General features: G+C 67.2%; 18 protein-coding genes. 8 read left to right on the top strand and 10 right to left on the bottom strand.

Annotated elements, in window-relative coordinates; genetic code table 11:
* Positions 1-82: 82 nt before the first annotated feature.
* Entirely contained in the window at positions 83-1,504 is a 1,422-nt protein-coding gene (locus ABIC50_RS14455) for a purine-cytosine permease family protein (RefSeq protein WP_105832362.1), read from the bottom strand.
* Between the two features lie 353 nt (positions 1,505-1,857).
* Between ABIC50_RS14455 and ABIC50_RS14460 the strand changes: the two genes are divergently transcribed.
* Entirely contained in the window at positions 1,858-2,781 is a 924-nt protein-coding gene (locus tag ABIC50_RS14460) for a LysR substrate-binding domain-containing protein (RefSeq protein ID WP_012372721.1), read from the top strand.
* Positions 2,782-2,851: 70 nt separating this feature from the next.
* On the opposite strand, the gene argE is transcribed toward ABIC50_RS14460, so the two are convergent.
* From argE to ABIC50_RS14485, 5 genes are all read right to left on the bottom strand, one after another.
* On the bottom strand, positions 2,852-4,015 hold the full coding sequence (gene argE / locus ABIC50_RS14465; RefSeq protein WP_354164830.1) for an acetylornithine deacetylase: 1,164 nt from the start codon (positions 4,013-4,015) through the stop codon (positions 2,852-2,854).
* On the bottom strand, positions 4,008-4,685 hold the full coding sequence (locus tag ABIC50_RS14470; RefSeq protein ID WP_354164832.1) for a DUF1028 domain-containing protein: 678 nt from the start codon (positions 4,683-4,685) through the stop codon (positions 4,008-4,010). The genes argE and ABIC50_RS14470 overlap by 8 nt, the downstream gene beginning before the upstream one ends.
* 8 nt (positions 4,686-4,693) lie before the next feature.
* Positions 4,694-5,131, bottom strand: a complete 438-nt coding sequence (locus ABIC50_RS14475) for a RidA family protein (RefSeq protein ID WP_354164835.1) — start codon at positions 5,129-5,131, stop codon at positions 4,694-4,696.
* Between the two features lie 126 nt (positions 5,132-5,257).
* Entirely contained in the window at positions 5,258-6,604 is a 1,347-nt protein-coding gene (locus tag ABIC50_RS14480) for a flavin-containing monooxygenase (RefSeq protein ID WP_354164838.1), read from the bottom strand.
* A gap of 191 nt (positions 6,605-6,795) precedes the next feature.
* Complete coding sequence (locus ABIC50_RS14485) at positions 6,796-7,959, bottom strand: tetratricopeptide repeat protein (protein ID WP_354164841.1); 1,164 nt, start codon at positions 7,957-7,959, stop codon at positions 6,796-6,798.
* 313 nt (positions 7,960-8,272) lie between these two features.
* Between ABIC50_RS14485 and ABIC50_RS14490 the strand changes: the two genes are divergently transcribed.
* Both ABIC50_RS14490 and trpS read left to right on the top strand, forming a co-directional pair.
* Positions 8,273-8,428: a hypothetical protein gene (locus tag ABIC50_RS14490; protein ID WP_006753127.1), complete on the top strand. Its 156-nt coding sequence runs from the start codon at positions 8,273-8,275 to the stop codon at positions 8,426-8,428.
* Positions 8,429-8,637: 209 nt separating this feature from the next.
* Positions 8,638-9,651: a tryptophan--tRNA ligase gene (gene trpS / locus ABIC50_RS14495; RefSeq protein WP_354164843.1), complete on the top strand. Its 1,014-nt coding sequence runs from the start codon at positions 8,638-8,640 to the stop codon at positions 9,649-9,651.
* A 97-nt stretch (positions 9,652-9,748) separates the two neighbouring features.
* Here trpS and ABIC50_RS14500 read toward each other — a convergent pair whose 3' ends face one another.
* From ABIC50_RS14500 to ABIC50_RS14515, 4 genes are all read right to left on the bottom strand, one after another.
* Complete coding sequence (locus tag ABIC50_RS14500) at positions 9,749-10,135, bottom strand: VOC family protein (RefSeq protein ID WP_354164846.1); 387 nt, start codon at positions 10,133-10,135, stop codon at positions 9,749-9,751.
* 41 nt (positions 10,136-10,176) lie between these two features.
* A complete protein-coding gene (locus tag ABIC50_RS14505; RefSeq protein ID WP_175708246.1) occupies positions 10,177-11,097 on the bottom strand; it encodes a bestrophin family protein in 921 nt (306 codons plus the stop codon).
* 103 nt (positions 11,098-11,200) lie between these two features.
* Positions 11,201-12,208, bottom strand: coding sequence for a cytochrome d ubiquinol oxidase subunit II (cydB, locus tag ABIC50_RS14510; RefSeq protein WP_354164848.1), 1,008 nt, complete (start codon positions 12,206-12,208; stop codon positions 11,201-11,203).
* Between the two features lie 2 nt (positions 12,209-12,210).
* The gene (locus ABIC50_RS14515; RefSeq protein WP_229083404.1) at positions 12,211-13,611 is read right to left on the bottom strand and encodes a cytochrome ubiquinol oxidase subunit I; all 1,401 of its coding nucleotides are present in this window, start codon (positions 13,609-13,611) and stop codon (positions 12,211-12,213) included.
* Between the two features lie 417 nt (positions 13,612-14,028).
* Between ABIC50_RS14515 and fdhD the strand changes: the two genes are divergently transcribed.
* The 5 genes from fdhD to ABIC50_RS14540 all read left to right on the top strand — a co-directional run bounded on the left by fdhD (position 14,029) and on the right by ABIC50_RS14540 (position 18,345).
* Complete coding sequence (gene fdhD, locus ABIC50_RS14520) at positions 14,029-14,901, top strand: formate dehydrogenase accessory sulfurtransferase FdhD (RefSeq protein ID WP_354164851.1); 873 nt, start codon at positions 14,029-14,031, stop codon at positions 14,899-14,901.
* The gene (locus ABIC50_RS14525; protein ID WP_354164854.1) at positions 14,898-16,112 is read left to right on the top strand and encodes a molybdopterin molybdotransferase MoeA; all 1,215 of its coding nucleotides are present in this window, start codon (positions 14,898-14,900) and stop codon (positions 16,110-16,112) included. Before fdhD ends, ABIC50_RS14525 begins: the two co-directional genes overlap by 4 nt.
* A 184-nt stretch (positions 16,113-16,296) precedes the next feature.
* Positions 16,297-17,415 carry a GTP 3',8-cyclase MoaA gene (gene moaA, locus ABIC50_RS14530; protein WP_354164857.1) on the top strand — a complete coding sequence of 373 codons (1,119 nt, stop codon included), beginning with the start codon at positions 16,297-16,299 and terminating at the stop codon, positions 17,413-17,415.
* A 47-nt stretch (positions 17,416-17,462) separates the two neighbouring features.
* Complete coding sequence (locus ABIC50_RS14535; protein WP_175708251.1) at positions 17,463-18,026, top strand: molybdenum cofactor biosynthesis protein MoaE; 564 nt, start codon at positions 17,463-17,465, stop codon at positions 18,024-18,026.
* Positions 18,027-18,087: 61 nt separating this feature from the next.
* On the top strand, positions 18,088-18,345 hold the full coding sequence (locus tag ABIC50_RS14540; RefSeq protein WP_229083398.1) for a MoaD/ThiS family protein: 258 nt from the start codon (positions 18,088-18,090) through the stop codon (positions 18,343-18,345).
* Positions 18,346-18,406: the final 61 nt, after the last annotated feature.

The raw sequence follows: 18,406 nt of genomic DNA on the forward strand, positions 1-18,406 counted from the left end.
GCCCCACCTTCTCCTCTCGCGGCCGCCGCATCGCTATCGATGCGGCGGCCGTTTTCGTTGATCGCGTCGAACGACGATCCGCTTACCGCGCCGCCGACGACGGCAGTTGCGCGCCCGTCTGCCGGCGCCGGTACGCGCTGTCGCGCGTCGCGAGCCAGTAGTACAGCGGTGACGTCAGCACCAGCCCGACGAGCCACGACAGGTCGGCGCCGCCGAGATGCGCGGGAATCGGCCCCGCATACATCGGCGTGTTCATGAACGGAATCTGCACGGCGATCCCGATCGCATACGCGAGCAGCGCCTGCGGATTGAAGCGGCCGTACACGCCGCCGTCCGCCATGAAGATCGACTGGATGTCGTACTTGCCCTTGTGGATCACGTAGAAGTCGATCAGGTTGATCGCCGTCCACGGCACCAGCACGACGAGCAGCGCGAGCACGAGATCGACGAGATTGCCGACGAAGTTGGTCGACGCGCCGATCGCCGCATAACAGCACGCGACGAAGATCACCACCGACACCACCGCGCGCGTCTTCGCGGTCGGAATCCACCGGTATGCGAAGGTCTGCACCGACGTGATCACCGCGAGCACCGCGCCGTACAGGTTCAGCGCGTTGTGGCTGATCACGCTCAGCAGGAACAGCAGCAGCATCAGCGGGCCGAGCGGGCCCGTCGCCTGCTTGACCGCGTCCATCGTGTCCGCGCCGGCCGGCACCGCGAGCACCGCGACCGCCCCGAAGATGAACGCGAGCGTCGAGCCGATCGTGCAGCCGAGATAGGTCGCCCAGAACGTCGACGCGACGCCGACGTCTTCCGGCAAGTAGCGCGAATAGTCCGACACGTACGGCGCGAACGCGATCTGCCACAGCGCGGACAGCGACACCGTGGCGAGCCACCCGGCGAAGTCGAAGCCGCCGCGCGTGAGGAAATCGGTAGTGCTCACGTTCGACAGGATCATCCAGAAGCCGACGAGAATGCCGATGCCGAGCACCCACGTGCCGATCCGGTTCAGGATATGGATGAACCGGTAGCCGACGATCCCGATCAGCCCCGAGCCCACCGCGCCGATCACGATGCCCACCGGCACCGGCACCGACGACGCGATGCCGTGCACCGACTTGCCGGCCAGCACGATGTTCGATGCGAAGAAGCCGACGTACATCACCGCCGCGATCACCGTGACCAGCAACGCGCCCCACGAGCCGAACTGCGCGCGGCTCTGGATCATCTGCGGGATGCCCATCTGCGGCCCCTGCGCGGAATGCAGCGCCATCAGCACGCCGCCGACCGCCTGGCCGACGACGATCGCGACGATCCCCCACATCAGGTTCAGGTGAAAGATCTGCACGCCGAGCGCGCCGGTCACGATCGGCAGCGGCGCGATGTTGCCGCCGAACCAGAGCGTGAACAGGTCGCGCACCTTGCCGTGGCGGTCTGCGGGCGGCACGTAGCCGATCGTGTGTTTCTCTATCATGGGGGACGCGTTGCGATCCGCGGTCGTCATGGCTAAGTCTCCTGTCCTGCGCGGCGATGCGCGCGTGCCGTTTCCGCCGGCGCGCGACGATGCGCGCGCCTGCAATCGGGTCCGGATACGCGGGCAACGGTGTGCCGCATGCGGGCGGAGGCGGATGACCTGCCCCGCCCGCGCATGCGCGTTTTTGTCGCGATCCGGATTGCAGACGATGGTGCGCCACGCATGCGGCGACCGGAAAATACTAAAAATATTTTCGGGACATACGAAAAAGCTCTGCAGCGGAAATTCCGGCGTCGGGCGTCTTCGGGTAAGGTGCTACGCAAAACAGCGGACAGAACACGCCCCGCGGCGGCACGCGCGCGGGGCCGGCATCAGAGGTGCTCGTGGCTCACTACACTTTGCGGCAACTGAAATATTTCGTGACGACGGTGGAATCCGGCAGCGTCGCCGAGGCGTCGCGCCAGCTCTTCATCGCGCAGCCGTCGATCTCCAGCGCGATCAAGGGGCTCGAGGAAAGCTTCGGCGTGAAGCTGTTCATCCGCCACCACGCGCAGGGCGTGTCGCTGACGCCGAGCGGCACGCGTTTCTACCGGAAGGCGCAGGAGCTGCTGCGCATCGCGCACGAGTTCGAGCAGAACGCGCTCGCCGACAACGACGTGATCAGCGGACAGATCGATATCGGCTGCTTCGAGACCGTCGCGCCGCTCTATCTGCCGCAGCTGATCGCGGGCTTTCGCGAACGCTATCCGGGCGTCAACATCCGGCTGCGCGACGGCGACCAGCAGGAGCTCGTGCAGGGCCTCACGGCCGGCACCTTCGATCTCGCGTTTCTCTACGACCACGACCTCGACGGCACGATCGAGACCGAGCCGCTGATGCCGGCGCAGCAGCCGTACGTGCTGCTGCCGGAGAACCACCGGTTCGCGGGCCAGTCGCACGTGTCGCTGCACGAGCTCAGCGTCGAGCCGATGATCCTGCTCGACGTGCTGCCGAGCCGCACGTATTTCGTCAGCCTGTTTCACGAGCTCGGGCTCACGCCGAACATCGTGTTCGCTTCGCCGTCGATCGAGATGGTGCGCGGGATGGTTGGCCAGGGGTTCGGCTTCTCGCTGCTCGTCACGCGCCCGCATTCCGAATACACGTACGACGGCCGGCGCGTCGTGACGATCGGCCTGAGCGAAACGGTGAGCCCGTCGGGGCTCGTGAGCGCGCGGCTGAAGCGCGGGCAGCTCACGAAGCAGGCGCAGTCGTTCGTCGAGTTCTGCCGCGAACGGCTGGCGCAGATCGTCGCGGAATCGGCGCGATAGCAACGAAGGAACCGCACGCGCCGCCGAACGGCGGCGTGCGGCATGCGGTTGGACGGCCGGATCAGCCGGATTAACCGGCCGACGCGAGATACGTCGCGAGACGGCCGAGCATCGCGTCGCAGCCGTGCAGCTGTTCGAGCGTGACGAACTCGTCGGGCTTGTGCCCCTGGTCCATGCTGCCCGGCCCGCACACCACCGTCGGAATGCCGGCCTGTCCGAACAGCCCGCCCTCGGTGCCGAATGCGACGGTGCCGAACGCGTCGGAGCCGCTCAGCATCGCGAGCAGCCGCGCGGCTTCGCTGTCCGGCGAAGTCGCGAGCCCCGGATACGCGCCGAGCGGCTGCAGACGGATGTCGGTATCGGGCTGCACCGCGCGCATCCTCGGTAACAATTCGGATTCCGCATAATCCTGCAGCTTCCTCGGCACGTCGTGCGCATCGAACGCCGGCAGCGCCCGCACCTCGAAATCGAACTCGCATTCGGCCGGCACGATGTTCAACGCGCGGCCGCCCTTGATCAATCCGGTCTGCACGGTCGAGAACGGCGGATCGAAGCGGCTGTCGTGATGCTCCGGCCGCGCGAGCGACGCGCCGATCTCGCCGAGGCGGCCGATCAGCTTCGCCGCGTAGTCGATCGCGTTGACCCCGAGCGGCGCGTACGCCGAGTGGCACGCGGCGCCCTTCACGTGGCAGCGCATCGCGAGCTTGCCCTTGTGACCGAGCACCGGTTTCAGTTCGGTCGGCTCGCCGATCAGGCACAGGCGCGGGCGGTGCTCGCGCGTCGCCAGTGCGTCGAGCATCGGCCGCACGCCGAGACAGCCGACTTCCTCGTCGTACGAGAACGCGAGATGCACGGGCGGGTTCAACGGCCGTGAGACGAACACCGGCACGGCCGCGAGCACCGACGCGATGAAGCCTTTCATGTCGGCCGTGCCGCGCCCGTACAGCCGGCCGTCGCGCTCGGTCAGCCGGAACGGCTCGACCGTCCACGCCTGGCCGTCGACCGGCACCACGTCGGTATGGCCCGACAGCGCGATGCCGCCGCGATCGCGCGGCCCGATCGTCGCGTACAGGCTCGCCTTCGTGCGCTCCAAGTTGTAGAACAGCTCGCTCGAGACGCCGAAGCCGTCGAGGTAGTCGCGGATGAAGTCGATCATCGCGAGGTTCGAGTCGCGGCTGACCGTCGCGAAGCCGATCAGCCGCTCGAGCAATGCGCGGCTCGACGTGTCACTCATCGCCGGGCACTCCGTAGCTCGGCGCGGCGGTCGGGTTCAGCGCGCGCGTCTGGTAATCCTGCATCTGCGGACGATAGGCCTGCCACAGCGCGCCCAGCTGCCCGATCGGGTCGGCGTCGGCCCAGTCGACGCGCAGGTCGACGATCGGCCAGGTCACGTCGCCGGCCACCTTCAGCGCGGCCGAATGCACCGGCCCCGCCTCGCCGCCCGCCGCCATCGCCGCGTGCATCGCGGCGAGCAAGCGATCGGCCAGCAGCCCGGGCGCCTGCTCGAACGCGCGCGCCATCGCGTCGATCACGGCCGGCGCGGACAGCAGATTGCCGGCCGCCACACATTGCTCGCCCCGCACCGCATGGTGCGTGCCGAGCGCCTCCTTGCCGGTGAAGCACGCCGTCTGCCCCTGCCCGTCGATCACCGTGACCTGCCGGTACTGGCTCCAGCCGTTCGCGCTGAGCGCGCGGTCGAGCGCGGCGGCCGGCGCGAGCTGCTGGTGCTCGATCAGGTCGAGAATCTGCGGACCGAGCGCCGGCAGCGTGATGTTCTGCGTCGCGACCGCGCCGACGCCCGCCCGCACCCACGGGCAGCGCGCCCCCACCGCGATGCTCGACGAGCTGATCGCGATTCCGAGCTGGCCCGTTTCCGGGCAGCGCCCGACGATGGAGAAAGTCATGTCGCCTCCTATGTGCGGTTCGGCTGCCAGTTGTCCGGGATCACCGCGATCACGTCGATCTCCATCAGCCACTGCGGCTGGCCGAGCGCCGAGACGACGAGCCCCGTCGAGATCGGATAGACACCCTTCAGCCACTTGCCGACCTCCTGGTACACCGGCTCGCGATAGCGCGGGTCGATCAGGTACGTCGTCGTCTTCACGATGTGCGTGATGTCGCTGCCGGCTTCCTCGAGCAGTTGCTTCACGTTCTTCATCGCCTGCTCGGCCTGCGCGCGCGGATCGCCGAGGCCGATCAGATTGCCGTCGAAATCGGTGCCGACCTGGCCGCGCACGTAGACGGTGTTGCCGGCGCGCACGGCCTGGCACAGGTCGTTGTCGAGCGTCTGGTTCGGGTAGGTATCCTTCGTATTGAACATCCGGATACGGGTATGGGTAGGCTGGCTCATCGAGGTCCTTCGAAGGTCGGTGTGTGCGCCCGTCGCGCGGGAAACGGTCACGATCGCGGTGCGGCGGGTGCTGATAAGTGTTCGTGGGTGCGGGTAGCGGCGCGGATGCCGAATGCCGAATCGGTATCAGCCGATCGCGTCGACCAGCGGGCGCGCGTCGGCCTGCGCGGTGCGGGCCGTGTCGCCGTGCCCGGTGCGCGTTTGCGCGCGGCGTTGCGACGCGTCGTGATAGTCGAGGTACTTGCGCTGCGTGACGATGTGGTCGGCGATGTGTTTTGCGTCGTGCCACACGCCCCAGATGAAGCTGGAGCCGCGTCGCGACAGCCACGGCAGGCCGAGGAAATAGACGCCCGGCTCCTTCGACACGCCGCGCTGATGCTGCGGCTTGCCGTTCGCGGCGAACGCGTCGACGTTCAGCCAGCTGTAGTCGAGCGCGTAGCCCGTCGCCCAGACGATCGACGTGACGCCTGCGCCGGCCAGGTCGAGCGCGAGGATCGGCTGCGTGACGCAGTCCGGATTCGGCAGGATGCGGCGGGCTTCCGGTTCCTCAGGCAGGTCGAGGCCGTTGCGCGCCGCATAGGCGTCGGCCGCGTCGAGCAGCGACAGGTAGTTCTCGTCGCCGCGAGCGAGATTGCTCGCGAGATCGCTTTCGAACGTCGCGACGCCGCCGTCGAATGCCTTCGTCAGCCCCACGAGCGTCACGCCCTGGTGCGCGAGGGCGCGGAAATCGACCGTGTGGCCGCCGCGCGCGCCGCTCACCGCGATCGTCACGTGTTCGCGGCCGGGTGTCGCGACTTCCTTGTCCCATTCGCCGAGCACGCCGAGCCACCAGCAGAAGTCGCGGCCGCGATAGGCGCGCGGCGGACGATCGTGCGGGCCGACCGACAGGTAGACCTGCCGGCCCGCGCGCTGCAGTTCGTCGGCGATCTGCACGCCCGACGAACCCGCGCCGACCACCAGCACCGCGCCGTCCGGCAATTGCGCCGGGTTGCGATAGTCGGCGGAATGGATCTGCACGAGGCCGGCATCGTCCGGCGCGATCGGCGGAATGACAGGACGCTGGAACGGCCCCGTCGCGACGACCACGCGGTTCGCCTCGATCGTGCCGTCCGACGTTTCGACGATGAAGCCCGCCTTGCCAGTGTTGCGCACGACGTTTTTCACTTCGACGCCGGTGCGGATCGGCGCGCTGAACTTGCGCGCGTAGGCTTCGAAGTAGTCGGCGACCTGGTCTTTCGTTGCGAACGCATCGGGATCGAGGCCATCGAATTCGAGCCCGGGAAAGCGGTCGTGCCACGCGGGGCCGTTCGCGACCAGCGAATCCCAGCGCCCGGTGCGCCAGCGCTCGGCGATGCGGTCGCGCTCCAGCACGAGATGCGGCACGCCGAGCTTGCCCAGGTGCTCGCTCATGGCCACGCCGGCCTGGCCGGCACCGACGACCAGCGTATCGATTGAGGTTGTTTCCACTGCCACGGCTGTCTCCTTGAAGTGCGGCTCGCTGCGATGCTCGTGTCGTCGCGCGAGGGGGAATGGAGACATTCTGCTGACAGGCAGGCTAGGGCGAAACGATCATTTTTGTCGTTGTTGACGAGAAAAAAGCTGGGGGTGGTGAGGACGGCCAGTGGACCGGGCATACGGCGCAGCGCCCGGGTCACCGGTCAGGGCTATCCCTGTGGCTGCGCGTGGTCGGCGGCACGATGCCCGACGGAGGTAGAAGGTGCGGGCGAAACCGACGTCAGAGGTTGCGCCGCATCGATCAACGTCTTCTTGTCGCCATTCCACGTCGGCAGTCTGGCCGGCGGCAGCGGCACAACCTTGTCCAGGTTCGGCAGACGCAGGTCCGGATCGCGCTCGAGACGGTCGGCGAGAATGATGTAGCGCTCGGCGCGGGCGCGATCCTTTGCGTTACCGGCCACCGGATCACCATCATCGAACGCACCGAACAAATACGCAGCACTCCGGGCGCTGCCGTACTTCACCCCGTCGTGCAGAATTCTGAGGGCGCGTTCATTGTCTTCGCCTCGCGACTTGTCGGAACCAACGAGTGTTGTCCCGAGCGCATACGCTGCATCTCCATTCCCCTGCGCAAATCCACACTCGAGCATCTGAAGCGCAATCTTGCGATTACCCCAGAAGCCCGCTTTGGGATCGTCATACACGGCATCCATCTTGCCGCCCAGATATGCCATCGCATTCGGGTTGCCCATATCGGCAGCGAGTTGCCGGAACCCATACGCGCGGCTCGCGTCCTGCTTCACGCCCGTCCCGTTCATGTAATACGTGCCCATCAGGTCATAGGCCGCAGGTATGCCGAGTTTCATTGCCTGCTCGACAATCTGCACGGCACGTTCCGAATCTCGATCCACGCCATCGCCCTGAGCGTACGCACTCGCCAGATTCAACATCGCCTTCCAGTGCTTGCGCTCGGCGGCCTTCGTCCAGAGATCGACAGCGCCCTTGTAGTTGCGCTGGTTCGGCCACAGCAGCGAACTGGTGAGCGCCATCGCTTGCCGGTTCCATCGATCCGCGTCCTGATCGATCGGCGGAACGACGTCGGCTTCATGCTTGCACTCGAATGCGGCGCGATGCGGGTTGAAGGCAGGTAGCGACATATTGCGGGGAAGCGCATCGGTCCGCGAGCAGGCCGCACACCCGACGAGCAGAAAAACGCAAGCCCATCGGATCAAGCCGATACGGTCGGTGGCGATCGGACGCAATTGAGTTCGCACGATATCGAATACCTGAAAAATGAACGCATTGCTGGCATGCGCATCACGGATGCGGATACAAAAGCCCGGTCGGCAAGCCCTGGTTCCGGGAAATTTCACCGGCCCTCGGCAATGGCGCCGAACCGAAAAAACACCTTCGCCAACGCTGCGCCAATTTTAGGCGATGACCCTTGATCCGACCATCACGCGACAATTGTTGACTGTCCTCCCGCGCCCGAACTGGTACGATGCGCGTCGCGTCTGCGATGCGCCCAGGGACGCCTGATCGTTCCCTTTTTCGATCCCCCGCGCGCGCTTCTTTCCGCGCCGAATCGCCGGCCCGGCCTCTCGTTGAACCCCGTAGCATCTCGGAGCCGCCCTACCCGGCGCCGTTGCAGCAACCGTTGGAGTGGCGCACGTCGCGCCTGCAAGCATGAAGAAACTGAAGCAGCACATCATGACCCTGAGCGGGAAAGACCGAACGCCGATGGTACGCGCAGGCGCGCTGCTGTTGATGGCCGGCCTGCTGTACCTGCTGTGGCCATCCGCCGAAACCGCCTACCTCGCGATGGAGTCGGTGATCCGCTGACGCGCACGGCGGCCCGCGCCCTGCGCTATACTCGCGCCATGGAAATCAAACCTGCCTCGCCGAACGTGCATCGCTGGTGGCGCGCCTGACCCAGGCGGCCCGTTTCCTTTTGCATGTCCCGAACGTGATGCCGCCAGCCATGGCGGCATTGTCGTTTCTGCGCCTACGTCATGGCTGGTGGCTTCGATAACCCGGAGCCAACCCGTACCATGACGCACCCGACCCGTCCGACCATCCTCACCGGCGACCGCACGACCGGCCCGCTGCATCTCGGCCACTACATCGGCTCGCTGCGCGCGCGCGTGCAAATGCAGCACGAGGCGACGCAGTTCCTGCTGCTCGCCGACACGCAGGCGCTGACCGACAACATGGGCCGCCGCCAGCGCGTCACCGAGAACGTGATCGAGGTCGCGCTCGACTACCTGGCCGTCGGCATCGACCCGGCGATCTCGACGGTCGTCGTCCAGTCGCAGGTGCCCGAGCTCGCCGAGCTGTCGCAATACCTGCTCAACCTCGTCACGGTCGCGCGCCTCGAGCGCAACCCGACCATCAAGGAAGAGATCCGCCTGCGCGGCTTCGAACGCGACATCCCGGCCGGCTTCCTGACCTACCCCGTCAGCCAGGCCGCCGACATCAGCGCGTTCAAGGCGACGCACGTGCCCGTCGGCGACGATCAGTTGCCGATGATCGAGCAAACCAACGAACTCGTGCGCCGCTTCAACGCGACGGTCGACAAGCCGGTGCTGGTCGAATGCGAGGCCGTGCTCTCGGCCGTCACGCGGCTGCCCGGCATCGACGGCAAGGCGAAGATGAGCAAGTCGCTCGGCAACGCGATCACGCTCGGCTCCACGCCCGACGAGATCACGCAGGCCGTGAAGGACATGTACACGGACCCGAACCACCTGCGCGTCAGCGATCCCGGCCAGGTCGAGGGCAACGTCGTGTTCACGTTCCTCGACGCATTCGAACCCGACGTGTCGAAGGTCGATGAACTGAAGGCGCACTATCGCCGCGGCGGCCTCGGCGACAGCGTCGTGAAGCGCGTACTGAACGAGCGGCTGCAGGCGCTGATCGAGCCGATCCGTGCGCGCCGCCGCGAATTCGAGGTGGACAAGGCCGAGGTGATGGCGATCCTGAAGCGCGGCACGCTGCATGCGCGCGAGGTAGCCGGCGCGACGCTGGCGGAGGTGAAAGGCGCGATGGGGCTCACGTATTTCGATTGAGCGGTGACGGCGGCGGCGCTTGGACTCCGGCGTCGCATGCAGGGCGCGCCGCCGGTCGCGGCGTGCCGATGAGCGCGCCGATATCCGCGCCTTCGCGTCACTTCATCTGCATGAGCTGCACGAGATTCCCGCACGTATCGTCGAGCACCGCGATCCGCACGGGCCCCGCGTCCATCGGCGCCAGCGTGAAGCGCACGCCGAGCGCGTCGAGCCGCGCGAACTCCGCGTCGAGATCGTCGACCTGGAACGACGCCGCCGGAATGCCGTCCTCGTAAAGCGCCTGACGGTAAGGCGCGACCGCGCGATGATGGCTCGGCTCGAGCATCAGCTCGGTGCCGTCGGGCTGGCCCTTCGACACGACCGTCAGCCAGCGGTACTCGCCCACCGGCACGTTGTTCTTCAGCCGGAAGCCGAGGGTGTCGGTGTAAAACGCGAGTGCCTTGTCCTGATCGTCGACAAAGATGCTCGTCACGTAGATACGCATGACATGTTCTCCTGATCGTGCGTGCCGCCGCGCGGTGGCGCTTACGTAATCTGATACGTCGACGCCGGCACGAATTCCTCCGGCATCGCGCGATCCCCAAGCTCCAGCACCGACCGTTCGATCGTGCGCGCCATCGCGTCGAGCGCCAGCGCATTCGGTGCGAGGCCGAACGGCTCGGCCACCTCGTTCGCGATTGCTTCGAGCGCGATCAGCGTGTACGAAATGAATACGCAGATCAGCGGCGTGAAGAACTCCGTCGAATCGACGAGACCGAACGGCAGCAGCACACAATAAGCATAGACAGTGCGATGCAGCAGCACGCTGTACGAAAACGGAATCGGCGTGGTGAGGATCCGCTCGCAGCCGCCCACCGCCCGGCCCAGCTCGACCAGTTGCGCATCGAACATCCAGCACGTCGCGTCGTGGCCGGCCCCCCGGCCCAGCGCCCGGACGATCCCGCCGCGCAGTTCATCGAGAATCGCGACGGGCTGGTAGCACTTGTGCGCGAACGCGGCGGCACGCTCGGCACCGAGGATGCGTTGCAGGTCTTGCGTCGCATCGGTATGACGCAGCTGATGTTTCAGCGCATACGTGAACGCGATCAGCAGATCGGCGAGCCGGTTGCGCTCCGCGTCGCCGACGCTGTCGGGCAGGTAGCGGTGCAATTGCGACGTGACGGTGCGCGCCGCGATCAGCAGGTTGCCCCACAGAAGCCGCGCCTCCTTGAAGCGCTCGAAGCTCGCGTTGTTGCGAAAGGCGAGGAAGATCGCGAGCGCGAGCCCGAACAGCGTGAACGGCGCGGTGTTCAGCGGAATCTTCTCGCCGAAGATGCGCCCGTTCGTGAAGACCGCCAGCGTGCTGACGATTGCCATGAACACGAGTTGCGGAATGATCGACTGCAGCACGGAGCCGTTCCATACGAACAGCATCCTGAGCCAGTTTTGTCGTGGTCTGACGATCATGGTGTGGTCTCGACTGCCAAGAAAATACCAATGCCGGCGCCGGCGCCCGATGTGCGACGGCCCGCGCGTGGCGGGCCGCTGTCGGATCGATACCGCGCATCGCTCAGTGATAGCCGATGTCGCCCTCGCGCACCTTGCCGCGGAACACGCGGTACTGCATCGCGTTGTACACGAGAATGACGGGCAGCACGATCACCGTGCCGATGAGCGCGAACAGCTGGCTCGAATGGCTCGACGACGCCTCCCAGATCGTCAGCGACGGCGGCACGATGTTCGGCCAGATGCTGATCACGAGCCCGGTGTAGCCGAGGAACACGAGCGCGAGCGTCAGCAGGAACGGCGTCGCCTCGTGCTGGCGCTTCACTGTATGAAAGATGCCCCACACGCACGCGGCGACGAGGATCGGCACCGGCAGGAACCAGCCGAGGTAGCCGCTGCCGAACCAGCGGTGCGCGACCGCCGGCAGCCCGATCACGGTCCACAGGCTGACCACGCCCATCACGGCGAGCAGCACGCCCGCGAGCGGCTTCATTAGCACGCGCATCTTGCGCTGCAGTTCGCCGTCGACTTTCAGGATCAGCCAGCCGCAGCCGAGCGTCGCATAGGTGACGAGCACGCCGATCCCGCAGAACAGGCTGAACGGCGACAGCCAGTCGAACGGCCCGCCCGCGAACTGGTGGTTCACGATCCGGATGCCCTGCAGCAGCGAACCGAGCACGATCCCCTGACAGAACGCGGCAAGCGCGGAACCGCCGATGAACGCGAGATCCCACAGGTGCTGCGTGCGGTTCGCCTTCGCGCGCAACTCGAACGCGGCGCCGCGGAAGATCAGCCCGACCACCATCAGGATCAGCGGCAGGTAGTTCGCCGGCAGCAGCGTCGAGTAGACGACCGGGAACGCGCCGTACAGGCCCGCGCCGCCGAGCACGAGAAAGGTCTCGTTGCCGTCCCACACCGGCGCGACGGTGTCGAGCATCACCTGCCGCTCGGCCTTCGCATCGAAGAACGGAAACAGCAGGCCGATGCCGAGGTCGAAGCCGTCCAGCATCACGTAAATGAACACGCCGAGGCCGATGATCGCGGCCCACACGACAGGAAGATCGATGTGCATGGTTACTCCGCCTCGGTGACGTTCAGCGGCGTGGACAGCGCGCTCTTGCGCAGCCCCGGATGCCGGTGCAGTTCGATGTAGCCGGCCTGGGCTGCCGGCCCGCGCTTCATCAGTTTCATCATGTAGTAGATACCCGTTCCGAATACCAGGAAATACACGACCACGAAGACCAGGAGCGACACGCCGACCTGCTGCGCGGTAAGCGGGGAGACCGAATCGACGGTGCGCAGCACGCCGTACACGGTCCACGGCTGCCGCCCGACCTCGGTCGTGATCCAGCCGGCCAGCAGCGCGATGATGCCCGACGGCCCCATGCACACGACGAACCACTGGAACCAGCGGGTTTCATACAGGCGCCCGCCCTTTCTCAGCAGCAGCCCGAGCAGCGCGGTGAGCAGCATCAGCATCCCGAGGCCGGCCATGATCCGGAACGTCCAGAAAATGATCGGCGAATACGGGCGGTCCTGCGGCGCGAATTCCTTCAGCCCGCGAATCTCGCCGTCCCAGCTGTGCGTGAGGATCAGGCTGCCGAGGTGCGGCACCTGGATCGCGTAGCGCGTCGTTTCGGCCTGCATGTCGGGCAGGCCGACGAGGTTCAGCGCGGTGCCGCCCTTCTCCGTTTCCCACAGCCCCTCGATCGCCGCGATCTTCGCCGGCTGGTATTCGCGCGTGTTCAGCCCGTGCGCGTCGCCGACGACGATCTGGATCGGCGCGAGCAGCAGCAGCATCCATAGCGCCATCGAGAAGCTGCGCTTCACGGGCTCGTCGCGACGCCCCTTGAGCAGATGCCACGCGCCGCACGCGGCAACGATGAAGCCCGCGACGATGAACGCCGCGATCGTCATGTGCACGAGGCGATACGGGAACGACGGGTTGAAGATGATCTTGAACCAGTCGACCGGCACGACGAGGCCGTTCTCGATCTTGTAGCCCTGCGGCGTCTGCATGAAGCTGTTCGACGCGAGAATCCAGAACGTCGAGATCAGTGTGCCGACCGCGACCATCAGCGTCGCGAAGAAGTGCGCCCGCGGGCTGACGCGCTGCCAGCCGAACAGCATCACGCCGAGGAAGCCGGCTTCGAGGAAGAAGGCGGTCAGGACTTCGTAAGTGAGCAGCGGGCCGGTGATGTTGCCCGCGACGCGCGAGAAGCCCGCCCAGTTCGTGCCGAACTCGTAGGCCATCACGACGCCGGAGACGACGCCCATCCCGAAGCCGATCGCGAAGATCTTCGACCAGAACTGGAACATCGATTTATAGGCGGCGTCGCCGGTGACGAGATAGCGCCATTCCAGCACCGCCAGAAAACTCGCCATGCCGATGCTGATCGCCGGAAACACGATGTGGAACGACACCGTGAACGCGAATTGCAATCGTGCGAGATGGAACGCATCGAAGATTTCCATGACCGTAATTTGCTCGTGGTTGTGAGGACGTCAGCTCGAAGCAGGAAATCGCGCGACGGCTTCGCGACGGCACGCGCCGACCTGAACGGATCGCGGTGCACGGCAACGAAGCGTGAATGACGATATCGCGTTTCGGACGATACTCGCAATCGCGCGAACGTGCGCTGAAACTGTGCTTTCCCCCGGTCCAAAGATGTGTGTACGGAAAACCCGTTTCGGGGCCGGGAGGCCGTCAGCTGTACTGCTTTCCGCATCGCGACGCTGTGCATCCGCGCCCGGGCCGAACGCCCGTACCATCGGCTCGAAGCCTGCCCGTGGCGAGCCGGCGCGACGCCGCGCACCGCCCTTCGCAGAAGCCGTTTCCGTCGCCCGGCGCCCGCGCCGGCCGATTCCCGATTTCCCCCTGGAGAAAACCGCATGGAGCCCAGCGACCGCCCCGACGATCCGGCCGGCAGCCGCGCATGTCATGTGACGCGTCACCGTGCCGGCGACGCGCTGGGCGCCGTCGACCGCGTCGTCGACGAGACGCCGGTTGCCCTCGTGTTCAACGGCATCGCGCACACGGTGATGATGGCGACGCCGATCGACCTCGACGCGTTCGGACTCGGCTTCGCGCTGAGCGAAGGGATCGTCGAGCGCGCGTCCGACGTCTTCGACATCGAAACCGAATGCCGGCCCGACAGCGCCGAAGTGCAGCTCACCGTGTCGCAGCAGGCGTTCATGGCGCTGAAGGCGCACCGGCGCGCGCTGGCCGGCCGCACCGGCTGCGGCGTCTGCGGGATCGAAAGCATCGCGCAGCTCGACCTGCATCCACCGCGCATCGCGGCCGCGGGCGCGGCGGCCGGCATCGGTGCCGACGCCGTCGCGCGCGCCGCCCGTGCGTTGCCGGCGCGGCAGCCGCTGATGCGCGCGACCGGCGGCATCCATGCGGCCGCGTGGTGCGAGCGCGACGGCACCGTGCTGGAAGTCTTCGAGGACGTCGGCCGCCACAATGCGCTCGACAAGCTGATCGGCCGGCTCGCGCGGCGCCGCGCCGACCTGCGCGCGGGCTTCGTGTTCCTGTCGAGCCGCGCGAGCTACGAGCTCGTGCGCAAGGCCGCACGCGTCGGCATCCCGATGATCGCGACGATCTCCGCGCCGACGTCGCTCGCGATCGACGTCGCCCGCGAAGCCGGCGTGCGGCTGCTCGGCTTCTGCCGCAACGACGGCTTCGTCGAATACGTGTCGCCCGACGCGCTCCCGTTACCCGAACCCACGCATGCGCAACCGCATGCGCTCACCGCTCGATGACACCCCTGACCGATTTCGATACCGCCCAACGGCATTTCGCCGGCGCGTTCGCCCCGCCGCCTGCGGCCGTCTCCATTCCGGTCGCGCAAGCGGCCGGCCAAGTGCTCGCCACGCCGCTCGCCGCCGTGCTCGACCAGCCGCCCGCCGACCAGAGCGCGATGGACGGCTATGCGGTCCGGCACGCGGACCTCGCGCACGGCGAGCCGTTGCGCGTCGCGCAGCGCTGCTATGCGGGCGACGCGCCGTCGCCGCTGGCCCCGCGCACGGCCGCGCGGATCTTCACCGGCAGCCTGATTCCGCCCGGCGCCGACACCGTCGTGATGCAGGAGCACGCACACGAGCAGGACGGCTGGGTCGCGTTCGACGCGCCGCAGCGCGCCGGATCGCATATCCGCCGCCGCGGCGAGGAAGTACGCGCGGGCGACCTGCTGATGCCGGCCGGCGTGCGGCTCGGCGCGATGCACGTCGGCGTTGCGGCCGCGCAGGGTTGCGCGCACATCGATGTGCGGCCGCCGCTGCGGGTCGGCATTCTCGCGACCGGCGACGAGCTCGTCCCGTGCGGCCAGCCGCGTGCGCCGCAGCAGATCTACAACAGCAACGCGCCGATGCTCGCCGCGCTGGTGGCGGGAACCGGTGCCATCGTCGCGGCGAGCGAGCATGCCGCCGACACCGCGACCGCCGTCGATCAGGCATTGCGCACGCTGGCCGCGCGCTGCGATGTGGTCGTGTGCGTCGCCGGCGCATCGGTCGGCGACAAGGACCTGCTGCGCCCCGCGCTGACCGCGCTCGGCGCGTCGTTCGTGGTCTCCGGCGTGCGGATGAAACCCGGCAAGCCCGTCGCGCTCGCGCGGCTCGACGACCGGCCCGTCGTGCTGCTGCCCGGCAATCCGGGCGCCGCGATGACCGCGTTCGCGCTGTTCGTCGCGCCGCTGATCCGCCGCCTGCAGGGGCGCGACGACTGCGTGCCGGCCGTGCCGTCGCTGCCGATCGATATCGACGTCGAGCCGGATGCGCAGCGCGAACGCTTCGTGCGCGTGCGCCGCACCATCGACGCCCACGGCGCACCCGTACTCGACACGCTGCGGCAGCAAGGCGCCGGCACGCTGCAATCGCTCGTGCAGGCGAGCGGGCTCGCGCGGCTGCCGGCCGGTCGACGCATCGCACGCGGCGACGCGGTGCCGTATTACGATTTCGCGCACTGGCTCGCATGAGCATGCATGCGATGCCCGCCTTTCGTGCATGCAGGATCGCGAACTGTATTCCTGCATTTCGGGCGGGATTGTGCCTCTGCCGGAAAAGTCCGGCGGACTATCCTCACGATGACGCTCGTCACGACCTGTGCGCCGATACGTCGGCGCATACGCGGCCGCTCGGCGACGCCGTTCCGCTCACTTCATGCAGGCCGACGAACCGATCGTGAATGCCATCGTTTCCGCGCCGGCCGCCGCCGCCTCCGGCGGCGCATCGCCCGGCGCCTTCTCCCGCCCGCTCGACACGCTCGCGCGGCCGCTGCGCGATCTGCGGCTGTCCGTCATCGACCAGTGCAATTTCCGTTGCGGCTACTGCATGCCGCGCGACAGCTTCGGGCCCGACTATGCGTTCATGCCGTCGTCCGAGCGGCTGTCGTTCGCGCAACTCGAGAAGATCGCGCGCGCGTTCATCTCGCTCGGCGTCGAAAAGATCCGACTCACCGGCGGCGAGCCGCTGCTGCGCCGCAACCTCGAAGCGCTGATCGAACGGCTCGCGACCCTGACGACCATCGACGGCAAGCCCGTCGAAATCGCGCTGACGACCAACGGTTCGCTGCTCGCCGCCAAGGCATGCTCGCTGCGCGATGCGGGCCTGTCGCGCGTGACGGTGAGCCTCGACGCGATCGACGATGCCGTGTTCCGCCGGATGAGCGATGCCGACGTGCCCGTCGCGCGCGTGCTGGCCGGCATCGAGGCCGCGCAGGCGGCCGGGCTCGCGCCGGTGAAGGTCAACGCGGTGATCGAGCGCGGCGCGAACGACGACCAGATCCTGCCGCTCGTGCGTCATTTCCGGCATAGCGGCGTGGCGGTGCGCTTCATCGAATACATGGACGTCGGCGGCGCGAGCGCGTGGTCCGGCGACAAGGTCGTGCCGGCCACGCGGATGCGCGAGCTGATCGAAGCAAGCTATCCGCTCGTGCTCGTCGGCGAACCGGGGCACGACGCCACCGCGATCCGCTGCCGGCACATCGATGGCGCGGGTGAAGTCGGCTTCATCGCGAGCGTGTCGCATCCGTTCTGCGGCACGTGCTCGCGCGCCCGCGTGTCGGCCGACGGCCAGCTCTATACGTGCCTGTTCGCCACGCAGGGCACCGATCTGCGACCGTGGCTCGACGACAACGCATCGACCGGCCAGCTCGCCGACGCCGTGCGCGCGCGCTGGATGCAGCGCGACGACCGCTATTCCGAGCGGCGGGCGACGCGTGCGGCGCGGCCGTCGGGCAAGACCTATCCGACCGTGCGCATGTCGCTCGTCGGCGGCTGACGGCTGCCGCGCGAAGCGGCGCGCACCGCTTACAGGAGAACCCCGTCATGACGAGTTTCACCGAATCCCGTGGCGCGCCACCCGACGATCCGTCGCGTGACGACAGCCATCCCGAGCCATCCGCGCTGCACAGCGAACCGCCGCCGGCGATTGCCGCCGGCTTCGAGGTGCGCGTGCAATACGCGGCGATCGACGCCGGCGCAGAGATCGCGCCGATCGTTCGCAATCCGAATGTTGGCGCGGTCGTGAATTTCCTCGGCGTCGTGCGCAACGAAGGCGACGTCGACGACGTGATCGCACTCGAAGTCGAGCACTATCCGACGATGACCGAGCAGGCGCTATGGAGCATCGTCGAGGAAGCCGGCGCGCGCTGGCAGCTCGAAGCGGTCAGGATCGTGCATCGCGTCGGGCGGATTCCGCTCGGCCAGCCGGTCGTGATCGTCGTGGTCGCCGCCGCGCATCGCGCATCGGCATTCGATGCGTGCGAGTTCATCATGGACTTCGTGAAGACGCACGCGCCGTTCTGGAAGAAGGAGATCCGGCACGACGGCGTGTCCGGCTGGGTCGAGCCGAAGGCGCATGACGATCAGGCGATGCGGCGATGGGGATGAACGTGCCGGCCATGCCTTTTCCGATTTTTCCGCTTCCTCCGATTTCGCCCGGGACATCGCGATGAAACTGACGATCAAATACTTTGCGAGCATTCGCGAACAGTTGCATACCGACGGGGAAGTCGTCGAGATCGATGCGGATGAGGTCACCGTCGACGCGCTGCGCGGCACGCTCGCCGCACGCGACGCGCGGAGTGGAGAAGCGCTGCGAATGGATCGGCCGGTGCGGGCGGCCGTGAATCTCGAGATGGTGACGGGCGGCTTCGTCGTGCGGGAGGATAGCGAGGTGGCGTTCTTTCCGCCGGTGACGGGCGGGTGATCCGTTCGCATCGAGCGGCGATCACCGCTCGGCAAATCGTCGCCGCGCGATGCGAAACCGA

The organism is Burkholderia sp. 567 (assembly GCF_040545115.1).
GTDB lineage: Bacteria > Pseudomonadota > Gammaproteobacteria > Burkholderiales > Burkholderiaceae > Burkholderia > Burkholderia ambifaria.